We start from the raw sequence: 13,262 nt of genomic DNA on the forward strand, positions 1-13,262 counted from the left end.
AATCTAACACTTTTTCGCTATATCGTTGATGTCCGCTACGGCGGTGCTTTCCGCGGGCACACACGTAAGCCGCAACCCTCGCTAACGCGCGGCTTGTTGCGTCTTACGCTGCGTGCGTTCCCGCAGGAGTCACCGCCTTCGCTACCATCAACTGGTGTTCTCTTCAAACTGCCTATAATAGCAAATAAAGAGGACTTCTATTTTTTTAAATTAAAAATCGCTAATTCAACTAATTAATGCCTCGCATCGCTTTAGAAATAATCGGTGAAAGCACTAGTAAGAGTATGCCAATCAAAATTGACAATGATCCTAAAAATCCGAAATAAGTGAATTCACTTACAACTTCATAAACCTTTACTAGTTGAGCATTTATAGCTTGTGCCGCCGCACTCGTTAAAAACCATAGTGACATTGTTTGTGCAGCAAAAGCCTGAGGTGCTAATTTAGTTGTTGCAGACAATCCTACTGGAGACAGTAGCAATTCCCCAACTACTACTAAAAAGAACGACAATACTAACCACAATGGACTTACTAATGTTTGTCCACCTGAAAGATGTGCTGGAATCATCATGACTAAGAATGATAATCCTGCAAAGAATAGTGAATAAGAAAATTTACGTGGTGTCGATGGTTGCTTATCGCCCCATTTTAACCATAACATCGCAAACAACGGCGACAATGTAATAACGAATAATGGATTTAGCGATTGGAACCAAGATGATTCAAGATGAAAGCCACCAACATTTAATTGTGTACGCTCATCCGCATACGTCGCTAATATTGTTGCACCTTGTTCTTGAATAGCCCAAAACATAACAGCGGCTAAAAACAATGGAATGTACGCAAGAAGGCGAGATTTCTCATCCTTTGTCGTTTTCTCACTGCGGTACATATAAATAAAGAATATTGTTGGAATTAGCACACCAAGAATCGTAATAATTAAACTAAAGACATCCATAGTTAGGACACCCGTTTTAATACCGATGACACCTAACACAATAATGACTAACGCTATAATACCGAATTGTGTAAAGACTTTTTTACGTTCCTCCGGTTTTAACGGGTTATTCACTTGTAAGCCTGCTAAGCCTAAATATTTTTTCTCTGTTACTTTAAAAACAATTAATCCAATAAGCATCCCAACGGCTGCTAAACTGAAGCCTAAATGGAAACTATACTTTTGTCCAATTGTTCCGACAATAAACGGCGCAACGAATGCACCCATATTAATGCCCATGTAGAAAATGGAGAATCCTGCGTCACGACGACTATCAGTTTCAGCATAAATATCTCCCACAACACTTGAGACATTCGGTTTTAGTAAACCAGTACCGATAACAATAAACGCCATCGAAGCAAATAACATTGTCACACCACCAGGGAATGCTAGCAGTAAATGACCAATCATGATTAACACGCCACCATAAAAAATAGTTTTACGCGTCCCTAACAGTCGATCGGCTATCCAGCCACCAATAATACCTGACATATAAACAAGCGAACCATATATGGCCATAATTGAGTTCGCTGTGCCGCGATCTAGACCTAATCCACCTTCATTTAATTCATAATACATGAAGAAAATTAAGATCGCGCGCATACCGTAGTATGAAAATCGCTCCCAGAATTCTGTGAAAAATAATGTAAAGAGCCCTTTAGGGTGTCCGACAAATCCATTTTGAGGGACAGATTTTACAATTTCATCTTTATTAGACATAACAATATCCTCTCCCACTTTCATTATTCCTTAAAAATATTGTTCCCCATTGATAGGGATAAAAAACTATGTTTCATCATACTAAAGCGTTTTTATTACTTTAGCAAGAGTTTTAAAAAATGTTGAAAATTTGTCATTATTCATTATATTCAGACCTATAAATTAATATTTTAATAAATATATTGAAATATCTACGTTTTCTCACTCTTTCTATTCCCCGAAAAAGAGATTACTAATAAATTATTTTGAAATATTTTATTTTTTAAGCAACTTATTTTTATTTCAAATAAAAAAACCAACGGCAATAATGACCGTTGATTCTTATCAAAAAATGCTATTTACGATGCATAAAGATGTATGATCAAGCAAATTTTTCATGTGTTATACATAGTCTTTTATGGGCGCAAGTTTATTTCACAACAAAATGTTGATATTTTGCATAGTCCGCTTCTTTTACTTCGAGCTTAAGTAATGTGCCATTTTCTTCATATGCCGTTTCGAAAATTGTTGCATGTTCGTTTAAATAAGACACGACATTCCCTTGCTCATAAGGTATAAGCATTTTACATGTGACATAATCAGAAAAAATATGCTGACGTATAATTTGTAAAAGTTCATCTAAACCATTGCCCTGCTTTGCAGAAATCCAAATATTATCCCCACTTATGACCGGATACGGTACATTGGCTAAGTCCGCTTTATTATACACATATATAGTAGGAATCCCTTCAACACCAACTGCCTGTAACGTTTCATTTGTAACATCCATCATAAAGCCATGCTCTGCATTGGAAACATCCACAACATGAAGCAAAAGATCCGCATCACGTGCTTCTTCTAATGTCGAGCGGAATGCCTTCACAAGATGGTGTGGCAATTTGCTAACAAAGCCAACAGTATCTGTTAATAAAAATGACTTCTTATCCGGTAATTCGATATAACGGACAGACGTTTCAAGCGTAGCAAACAGCATATCTTTTTCAAATACTTGCTTGTGATCCTCTTGTCCAATTTTAGCAAGTAGTTGATTCATAATCGTCGATTTACCGGCATTCGTATAGCCGACAATTGAGACAACAGGGACAGCATTTTTGCGACGTTGTTTACGTTGAGTCTCGCGCTGCTCCTTCACTTGCTCTAGATCCTTTTTAATTTTGGAAATTTGATCTTCAATTTTACGTCGATCTAGCTCAAGTTTCGTTTCACCAGCTCCACGGTTTTTAAAACCGCCGCCAGTGCCACCACCTTGTCGACTTAAAGAAGCATGTAAGCCGACTAACCGTGGCAACATATATTGAAGTTGCGCCAACTCTACTTGCATTTGCGCTTCACGCGTTTTAGCACGGCGACCAAAAATATCTAAAATTAACATCGTTCGATCGATTACTTTCGTTTCTAAATCACGCTCTAAATTACGGATTTGTGAAGGTGATAATTCATCATTAAAAATCACCAGATTGGCTTGTGCTTCATCATAAAAACTTTTGATTTCTTCAATTTTCCCTGTTCCAACATAATGTGAAGATGTGACACGCTCCAAGTTTTGTGTGACAACACCTACGACTTCCACATTTAATGCTTCCGCCAAATTTGTTAGTTCTTCCATTGAATACTCAAAATGTTTATCGTTGCGTAAATTTACGCCAACAAGAATGGCCTTTTCTAGTAAAACATCTACTTCTTTCAATTTTTCCATCCATATCCTCCCACCAACGCCTTGGTGACGCTACAGCAAATTTTCTTCATCTTACCATATAATGCCCAAAAAAGTGCCTTTTAGTCGACATTGTTTCAGACCACCATTGCGTTGCATTTTCATAACGACTCTATCTCTTTACTAATAATAAATGCGCCCTAGAGAATTGGGCGCATTGCTCTTATCCTATATAATGCGTCGCAAGCTACACCACTTTGTTTTTCGAAGGTGTAGGAAAAGTAAAAGTTAATGGGCGTAGCTTGCCTCCTATTTGCAATAGACTACCTTATCGTTCGTTATTTCCCTTGTTCTTCTTTTAGCATTGTGACACTGCGATTGAATTCATCTTCAATCTCTTCATTTCGCTTATAGGTCACCATACTAACAATAATTGCTACTACTAAACAAACGATAAAGCCCGGTACGATTTCGTAAAGCGTTGAAGAAAGCGCATCTATTTTCCCCCAAATAAAGGCGGTTGCCGCTCCTAACACCATGCCGCTCAGCGCTCCATAATTCGTCAATCGCTTCCAATATAATGATAATAAAATAATTGGACCGAATGCAGCACCGAAGCCCGCCCAAGCAAATCCTACTAAATTTAAAATTGAATTTTCTGGATTCCACGCTAATATGGCCGCAATAATAGCAACTACTAAAACGGCCATACGCCCAATAAAGACATAATGTTTATCGTCTGCAGATTTATTGAACAACGCCTTGTAAATATCCTCAACGAGCGCTGAAGATGTAACGATTAATTGTGATGAAATGGTGCTCATAATCGCTGCTAAAATGGCAGCCAACATGATACCTGCTATAAATGGATGGAACAAAATTTGGCCGAGTACAATAAACACTGTTTCAGCATCTTTTAATTCGCCTGCGTTTTGTTCGTAATAAGCTACGCCTACTAATGCAGTTGCCAGAGCACCAGCAAGACTTAAAATCATCCAACCAATACCTATACGACGAGCCTGCTTCGTCTCCTTGACAGAACTAATTGCCATAAAACGTACGATTATATGTGGTTGCCCAAAATAACCTAGTCCCCAAGCAAGGGATGAAATAATCGCTGCCGCAGTTGCTGTTGCCGGTAATAAATTTAAATGCTCTGGGTTTACAGCCTTAATTGATGCCACTGTTTCACTAAGTCCACCCGTCAAAAATAACCCGAATAACGGTACAGTTATAAGTGCTAAAAACATAATGAGTCCTTGCAAAAAGTCTGTATAACTCACCGCTAAAAAGCCGCCAAACAATGTATAGGCAACGACTACACCCGATACGATTAATAAACCAGTATGGTATTCATAGCCGAATGAACTATCAAAAAACTTGCCCCCTGCTACCATTCCTGAAGACACATAAAATGTGAAAAATAATAAAATAATCAACCCCGAAGCAATACGTATCAATTTCGTCTGATCTCGTAATCGATTATCCAAATAACTTGGAATTGTGATAGAGTCATTTGAAACTTGCGTATAAACTCGTAATCTCGGTGCAACAAACATCCAATTTAAATAGGCACCGATCGTTAAACCGATAGCAATCCACGCTTCAACAAGCCCGGATAAATAAATTGCACCTGGCAGTCCCATTAAAAGCCAACCAGACATATCGGCAGCACCCGCACTAAGAGCTGTTACAGCAGGCCCTAACGAACGACCTCCTAGCATATAATCCGTTAAGTTTGAAGTTTTGACAAATGCATACCAACCGATGCCTAGCATTGTAATCATATAAATAATAATAGCGATAAGCTGATAAGTGTTATCTGACATATGTCTTCCTCCTATCTACAATAATTGTTTACCTTCAAAAAACTTTTCACCATTAATATACCGTAAAATGTTTAAAAACGAAATTGCTTATCTGAATATTTGCTTAACTCATTGTTTGACACGGAAAACAACAATGCATAGTGAAAATTGTGTTACACTAATGCCATCTATTACACAACGAAGAAGGCGAAACAAATGACATTTGAAGAAATGAAAGCAGAGCTACAAGAGCGATTTTTACAACAACAACTTGTGGCTGCTACTATAAGTCAACCGCGTATGAAGTCTAATGAAATTAAACGGATTAAACTAAAGCCGGTGATGCTAAAAGATGCTTATCATGTACAAATTGAATACCAATATGAGCGCATTTTAAAACATGATAATGTCTTATTAGCGGATTTCCCCGCGAAGCTTGAACAATTTTTTGATGACTTCCGTCAAGCACATCTCGACTTTATTGACGAAAAAGTGCAGGTCCAATTATCAAAAAAGAACAAAGTATTATGGAAATCCGATAAAGCAGCCGCACCAAAGGCAGTAAACTTATCGCATAATCGAAAGAAAAACTATTTACTTGATGAGTCCACCCCCTATCCTTTTTTAATTCGCTTAGGCGTGCAAAGCGAGGAAGGAAAAGTAAAAAAACAAAAGTACGATAAATTCAAGCAAATTAATCGCTTCATTGAATTTATCGACGATGCCTTAGCCTATTTGCCAAAAGATCGCCAAGTGCGCATTTTAGATTTTGGTTCAGGGAAATCTTATTTAACGTTTGCCTTATACCATTACTTAAAAATTGAAAAAGGTTTGGATATCCGCGTTACTGGCTTAGATTTAAAAAAAGAGGTTATTGAGGAATGCTCTCGTATTGCACAAGATTTAGGCTACGAGCAACTTGAGTTTTTAGTTGGGGATATTAATGACTATAATGATGAATCCAATGTAGACATGGTTGTGACGCTACATGCTTGTGATGTTGCAACAGATATGGCATTATCACGCGCAGTGAAATGGGGTGCAAGTGTTATTTTAAGCGTACCTTGCTGCCAGCATGAGCTAAACCGTCAACTGGATACGCCTGCACTCGATATTATGCTACAGCATGGCCTTGTCCGCGAACGCTTTGCCGCACTTGCAACGGATTCCATTCGTGCTGAAATTTTATCGCTTGTTGGCTACGAAGCACAATTGCTAGAATTTATTGATATGGAGAACACGCCAAAAAACATTCTAATTCGAGCGTATTATACTGGTAAAAAACCGAGTGATCAGCAACGTGCCAAGTACGACGCTTTTGTATCATTGTTGAATGCAAAGCCATTTTTGGCAAATGAATTAACAGCTTATTTATAAACTATGAAAACCCGAGGCGCGTTATGTGCCTCGGGTTCTTTTTATAGCTCTTGTCGCAATGCTTGAATAACATCGATTTTTGTTGCTTTACGAGCTGGTCGGTAGCCTGAAATCATGGCAACGCCAATACTGATGGCTGATGCAGTCAAAACGAGTTGCCACGGAATAAGTGAAAATGTAATATCAGACGTACTAAACGCATCTTCGCCTGTGGCAGCTTTTAAAATTAACGGTAATACTGCATTTGCAGCAAAGCTAATCGCATATGAAATGGCAACGGCAATAACCGTACCTAAAACACCGATAAATATGCTTTCCATTAAAAATAAGCGTTGAATCAGCTTCGGACTTGCACCAATTGCTTTTAATACGCCAATTTCACGTGTACGCTCTGTAACTGCCATTGTCATCGTATTAAAAATACCGATAGAGGCGATTAAAACCGCAATTGTACCAACAAAAATTAAACCAATCTTTAACACAAGGAAAAATACATCCATTTGATCCAATTGCTCTGTTACTGAATATACATTATAGCCTTTGTCTTTTAGCGTCTCTAAAATAGGTTTTACATATTCTAAGCTGTCTGCATAAATGTTAAATTCTGAATTAAATACCTCATCTTCCGGTACATTATCTAATGCTGCAAGGCTACTACCAAGTACTGCCTTGTGCTGTGAATCGATATAAACTGTATTGTCAATTAGCCAATCATAAGAAGGCTTTTTCGTCACACCGACAATCGTATATTTGACCTTGTCCGTCTCAGCCGCTTCCGCTGAATTAGATATTAAAGATAATTCAATCTCTTTACCGATAATGGACTGTTTATAGCCTTCCTCATTGCCATCATAATACGTTCCTTCTCTTTCAGCCTTTTTACTTTTTTCCTCAATAGCCAGGCGATCTGCATCATTTAATAGTGTTTGGGCAAAATGATAGCCAACAATAATTTCATTTGGCTTTGTAGGATACTTACCTTGTGCAAGTTTCCCCGTGACATCTTTAAAATCTTTCATATTCGTTAAAATTAAGTTAGAGTTTGCATCACGGTCTTCAAAATATGAATGCGCCAGTGCATTAACTTTTATCGTTTCAAGCACAGTATTTACATGTTCAATAGACTTTATTTCATCTCTTTGTTGCTCTGTAAATTGCGAACCATCATATACTTGTATCTTTGTAATATTTTCATCTGATAATATTTCATTACGAATGGAATCTTGTAAACCAAAGCCTACGGATGCAAGGACAATTAAAAATGCACAGCCCATTGTCGCAGCCAATACGGTCATAAATACACGTAATTTATTTTTCTTTATATGTTGTAATACAAAATCTAGTTGATCTTTCCAAATCATCTTATTTATCCTCCTTCATCAGCTCGCCATCAGACATTCGGAAACGTTGATGGGCAATAGTTGCTACTTCTTCATCGTGCGTAATCATGACAAAAGTTAAGCCAAGCTCACGATTTAAACTTTGAATGAGGCGTAAAATATCTTGTTCTGTTTCAGAATCTAAACTGCCCGTCGGCTCATCAGCGAGCAATATTGGCGGATTTGTAATCAATGCTCTAGCAATACTTACACGCTGTTGTTGACCGCCGGATAATTCATTAGGATAATGGTCTGCCACTGCCGTTAACCCAACTTTGTCCATCATTTTTTTCACTTTTTCTTTACGTACAGCTTTGCTCGTTCCTTGCAATTTCAAAGGTAACTCTATATTTTCAAATGCTGTTAATCCCGGCATGAGTTGAAAGTTTTGAAAAATAAATCCGAACTGACGCAAACGAAAAGCCGCACTTTCTGTTTCAGTAAGCTTAGCCGTCTGCTGTCCATTAACACGAATAGAGCCATGTTCAGCCTTCATAAAGCCCGCTAAAATTTGTAGCAAGGTCGATTTTCCTGATCCACTTTTGCCAACAATTGCAACGATTTCTCCTTTTTTCACTTCAAAATTTACGCCCTTTAATACCGGCACATGCTTTTCCTTACCTTTTTTACCAATTAAAAATGTATGTTGTAAGTTCTCGACTTGAATCATTTTTGACTAGACGCCCCTTTCTTCTACTTTCTACATTGTAGAAAATAATTCTTAATAATATCGAAGGATAAAAATGAAGATATTCTTAAGAAAATAGGGAACACTATGTAAAAGGATGTTTCTTTACATTGCCTTTACAATTCGTTTTAACCATCACGTATAATCGAGTGATTGCAAATGCTACATTCTGTACTAAACAGACTACTTTTTTCACAAAAACACTTATTTTATAGGTGTTTTTCTGTACTACTAGGAATAAATACACATGCAACACAGCATATTTGTGAACAAAATGTATATTACAGGATTGTAAAGTTTTATATTGGGAAGATAAATTTTATGTAGATATTCGTAAGATTTTGTTATGATAGTAAAGTTTAAAGGTCGTTTATTTTATATACATCCAGGAGGATTCTATTTACATGCTTAACTCAAAAAAACAAGACCCTTTCTTTGTGGCATTGCATAAAATTGCTGAGAATATGAGAGAGGCCGTCCATTACGCAAATGATTTTCGTATTAATAGTGTAGCTGACTTAAAAGAGATTAGCATTACAATGAAAAATTACGAAACAGCTGGCGATAAACTTATTCATGAACTAATCGTGATGCTAAACAAATCATTTATGACACCGATCGAACGCGAAGATATTTTAGAGTTCGCCATTCGTATGGACGATGTGTTAGATGGTACGGAGCATTGTATTGCTCATTTTGAAATGTTCTCCTTAACAGAGGTAGACGAAGCAATGCGTATTTTCTTAGGCTATATTTCTAAAAGTGCCGACGAAATTGTCAAAGCAACTGAAGAGTTAAAGAAAAAGAATCTTATCGGCATGCGCCCACATGCCATTTTAATAAAAGACTATGAGCGTGAATGTGACGAAGTACAAAGAACTTCTATTAAACAATTGTTTTTAAATGAAAAAGATCCAATCCGCATCATTAAGTTTAAAGATATTTATGAACAACTAGAGGATATCGCTGATTATTGTCAAAACGTTGCCAACACAATGGAAACAATTATCATGCGTAACGCGTAATTAGGAGTGGGTCACTTACAATGAATACAATAATTATTCTAACCGTATTGGTCGTCATCTTTGCCCTAACATTTGACTTTATCAACGGTTTCCACGATACAGCAAATGCTATCGCAACTTCGGTTTCTACAAGAGCATTGCCACCACGTGCTGCCATTTTGATGGCAGCGACGATGAATTTTATCGGCGCGATTACTTTCGTTGGTGTCGCAAAAGCTCTAACAAAAGATATTGTAGATCCATTCTCTTTAAACGCCTTTGAAGGAGATACAACGGGTTCTGTCGTTATTTTAGCAGCATTAATTTCAGCGATTATTTGGAACCTCCTTACTTGGTACTTTGGTATTCCATCAAGTTCTTCACATACATTAATCGGTTCGATTGCCGGTGCAGCCGTTGCTTCTGCGGGCTTTGGCGTACTTAACTATGGTGGTTTTACAAAAATTATTATGGCTTTAATATTTTCACCAATCATCGCGATTTGCGCTGGTTTTCTGATGATGTCACTGTTTAAATTATGGTTTAAAAACTTAAATCTTTATCGTACCAATAAAGGCTTCCGTACAATGCAAATTTTCACAGCGGCTATTCAATCATTTACGCACGGTACAAATGACGCGCAAAAAGCAATGGGAATTATGACAATGGCATTAATCGCTGGGGGCTTACACACCGGGGATGATATTCCTTTTTGGGTTCGAGCTGCGGCAGCAATTGCCATGGGTCTAGGTACTTCAATCGGTGGCTATAAAATTATTAAGACGGTCGGCGGTAAAATTATGAAAATTCGCCCTGTAAATGGCGTTGCTGCAGATTTAGCTTCTGCGACAGTTATTTTTGGCGCGACATTAGTTCATTTACCAGTATCGACAACACACGTTATTTCCTCATCCATCATGGGCGTTGGCTCAGCACAGCGTGTGCGCGGTGTAAACTGGGGAATGGCACGTAAAATTGTAACTACTTGGATTATTACAATGCCCATTTCAGCTGTTATGGCATCCGTTATTTACTTTATATTATCGTTATTCTTCTAAATTTCACGGCACTGACTATTCGAATCGAACAGTCAGTGCCGTTTTTTCAGGTTTCTTTAGAGTGACCTTTAGAGTGACAGGCACTCACACAATTCTCGCACAATTTGCTAAGACGTCGTGCCTTCAGAAAGCGCTGTGGATTTTTGCGCTTTAGGAGTGACAGGCACTCAAAAAATTAGCTCATCCTCGCAATGCGGCTTTTGAATTTCCAAGTAAAAATCCACGGAGACTCCTGCGGGAACGCACGTAACGTAAGCCGCAACAGACGGCGCGGCAGCGACGGTTGCGGCTTACGCCGTGCCCGCGGAAAGCGCAGTGGATTTTTGCGCTTTAGGAGTGCCAGGCACTCACACAATTCTCGCACAATTCATCGCTAACATCCGTTTTCACTTTGTCACACGACAAAATGTGACACATCCTTTACACTAGTTTAAAAGGGGGATGCTTTAACATTATGAAAAATTTTTCAGCTTTTATCACTAGACATGCAAAAGCCATCGTCGCAATTTGGATTGTTATTTTTATTGCAATGGCTGTATTCGCTATACAACTGCCTAGCAAGCTTCACGGGGATGGCTTTTTCGTTGAGGCTGATCATACCTACGTCACAAATGAACTAGCAAAAACATTCGACTTACCTGCAGAAACAATCATGGTTGTTTTTGACCAAGCAAACGATAAAAAAATCGAAAATACTTTGCAAAAGCTAGAGGATGTTCAAGACATTCATTCCATCCAGTCGCCGTTAGATGATCCTTCACTGAAAAAGAATGGCCTTGCCTATGCCATGGTACATTTCAAAAATAACCTTGAAGATTTACCTACAAGCGTAAAAGAAGTCCGCTCATTAGTTGAAGAAGATGGCATTAGTGTAACGGGTGGCCCTGTCATTTCAGAGGATATAAACGAAGCTAGCCAAAAAGATTTAGCTTCTGCTGAAGCAATCGGTTTACCAATTGCTATTGTTGTGCTATTACTTGCTTTCGGAACTGTCGTCGCTGCCATTTTGCCAATTGTCATCGGTGTCGTTACTGTCGTCACAGCATTTGGGCTGTTGACATTGCTAAGCGATAGCGTAAACTTATCTATTTTTGTCTTAAATATTGTACCGATGCTAGGGCTTGCCCTCAGTATTGATTTCGCCCTACTATTTATCAACCGCTACCGTGAAGAACGGGGCCATACAACCATTGCCGAAGCAATACAAATTGCTATCCAAACAGCTGGCCGTTCCATTATATTTTCTGCTGTTTGTGTCATGATTGGCCTTGGCGCCATGGTTGTTATCGACGTTGAAATATTCCGTAATATTGCACTTGGCGGTACAATCGTTGTCTTGTTCGCAGTACTTTCAGGTCTTACTTTATTGCCTGCTACTATGATGGTGCTCGGAGATCGCCTTAATAAATGGCGCATACTACGTGTAAAACCGAGTGGGACAAATCGTTGGCGCAGTTTTGCTGGCTTTGTCATGAAGCGACCTGTAGCGATAGTCATTGTTGCTTTATTGTTACTAGGTATCGGTATGCTGCCATTAAAGGATATTAAACTGGCTATACCACAAGTGGATTCATTACCAACCAAATACGAAGCACGAGCGGCTTATGATAAATTAGATGAAACATTTGGGCTCGGTGATACTTCGGTTATATATTTACTTGCTGAACGTAAAGAAGGCTGGGAGGACGAGCAGGCCCGAAAGTTACTTTTTGATATACAAGAAAAGTTACTGGACGACCCACTCGTTGATAACGTATCAACTATATATACAACTGCCAATTTGAAATCACCAGAAGAATTAACCGCTTCATTAGAAACACCACAAGTGGCAGAACAATTACAACCAATACTAAATACTTTTTCTAAAGATACACAATTATTTATTCCGATTACTTTAAACGTAGCGGGTTCGTCTTCTGCCGCGCAAAAATTTGCAAGAACATGGATGGACAAAGATTTAAACGTCGATTTTAAACTAGGTGGACAAGGTAAATTCAATCAAGAAATTTTCGATGAAATTGCCAATAAAATCTTATTCGCTGTGTTAATCATTATCGTGTCAACGTTCTTTATTTTAATGCTTGCCTTCCGTTCGGTGCTCATTCCGCTCAAGGCGATTATTATGAATATCGTCGGGCTATCCTCTGCATTTGGGATACTCGTTTATATTTTCCAATATGGACATTTTGGCATTGAAGCGGGAACCATTGTCCTGATCATTCCAGTCATTGTATTTTGCCTTGTATTTGGTTTAAGTATGGACTATGAAGTATTTTTGATCTCTCGTATACAAGAGGAATATCACAAAGGTTTGGATAATACGCATGCGACCGTAGAAGGGCTCACATCTACTAGCCGTATTATTACATCTGCTGCCCTTATTATGATTGTTATTACAGGCGCATTTGCTTTTACCGATGTCATGCCAGTCAAACAAATTGGTGTTGGTATTGCGATTGCCATCGCCATTGACGCCACAATCATTCGTCTTATGCTTGTTCCGAGTCTTATGAAACTATTTGGCGATTGGAACTGGTGGCTACCATTTGCTAAAAAGAAATAATGTTGTAAACAAAA

At 38.3% G+C, this 13,262-nt stretch carries 9 protein-coding genes; 4 read left to right on the forward strand and 5 right to left on the reverse strand.

Going from position 1 to position 13,262, the window contains the following annotated elements:
* Positions 1-229: 229 nt before the first annotated feature.
* The 3 genes from ACKVEV_RS15135 to putP form a co-directional block, all read right to left on the reverse strand.
* A complete protein-coding gene (locus ACKVEV_RS15135; protein WP_409367175.1) occupies positions 230-1,717 on the reverse strand; it encodes a peptide MFS transporter in 1,488 nt (495 codons plus the stop codon).
* A 409-nt stretch (positions 1,718-2,126) separates the two neighbouring features.
* Positions 2,127-3,413: a GTPase HflX gene (gene hflX, locus ACKVEV_RS15140; protein ID WP_409367176.1), complete on the reverse strand. Its 1,287-nt coding sequence runs from the start codon at positions 3,411-3,413 to the stop codon at positions 2,127-2,129.
* A gap of 296 nt (positions 3,414-3,709) precedes the next feature.
* Entirely contained in the window at positions 3,710-5,200 is a 1,491-nt protein-coding gene (gene putP, locus ACKVEV_RS15145; RefSeq protein ID WP_409367177.1) for a sodium/proline symporter PutP, read from the reverse strand.
* Positions 5,201-5,395: 195 nt separating this feature from the next.
* Between putP and ACKVEV_RS15150 the strand changes: the two genes are divergently transcribed.
* Complete coding sequence (locus ACKVEV_RS15150) at positions 5,396-6,556, forward strand: class I SAM-dependent methyltransferase (RefSeq protein WP_409367178.1); 1,161 nt, start codon at positions 5,396-5,398, stop codon at positions 6,554-6,556.
* 41 nt (positions 6,557-6,597) lie between these two features.
* On the opposite strand, the gene ACKVEV_RS15155 is transcribed toward ACKVEV_RS15150, so the two are convergent.
* Both ACKVEV_RS15155 and ACKVEV_RS15160 read right to left on the reverse strand, forming a co-directional pair.
* A complete protein-coding gene (locus ACKVEV_RS15155; protein WP_409367179.1) occupies positions 6,598-7,917 on the reverse strand; it encodes an ABC transporter permease in 1,320 nt (439 codons plus the stop codon).
* A 1-nt stretch (position 7,918) separates the two neighbouring features.
* The gene (locus tag ACKVEV_RS15160) at positions 7,919-8,605 is read right to left on the reverse strand and encodes an ABC transporter ATP-binding protein (protein WP_409367180.1); all 687 of its coding nucleotides are present in this window, start codon (positions 8,603-8,605) and stop codon (positions 7,919-7,921) included.
* Positions 8,606-9,027: 422 nt separating this feature from the next.
* On the opposite strand from ACKVEV_RS15160, the gene ACKVEV_RS15165 reads away from it, so the two are divergent.
* From ACKVEV_RS15165 to ACKVEV_RS15175, 3 genes are all read left to right on the forward strand, one after another.
* Entirely contained in the window at positions 9,028-9,648 is a 621-nt protein-coding gene (locus ACKVEV_RS15165; RefSeq protein ID WP_402927677.1) for a DUF47 domain-containing protein, read from the forward strand.
* Between the two features lie 20 nt (positions 9,649-9,668).
* Positions 9,669-10,685 carry an anion permease gene (locus tag ACKVEV_RS15170; protein ID WP_409367181.1) on the forward strand — a complete coding sequence of 339 codons (1,017 nt, stop codon included), beginning with the start codon at positions 9,669-9,671 and terminating at the stop codon, positions 10,683-10,685.
* A gap of 454 nt (positions 10,686-11,139) precedes the next feature.
* A complete protein-coding gene (locus ACKVEV_RS15175) occupies positions 11,140-13,248 on the forward strand; it encodes an MMPL family transporter (RefSeq protein ID WP_409367182.1) in 2,109 nt (702 codons plus the stop codon).
* Positions 13,249-13,262: the final 14 nt, after the last annotated feature.

Origin of the sequence: Lysinibacillus sp. 38-6, assembly GCF_046245175.1 — a bacterium.
GTDB lineage: Bacteria > Bacillota > Bacilli > Bacillales_A > Planococcaceae > Lysinibacillus.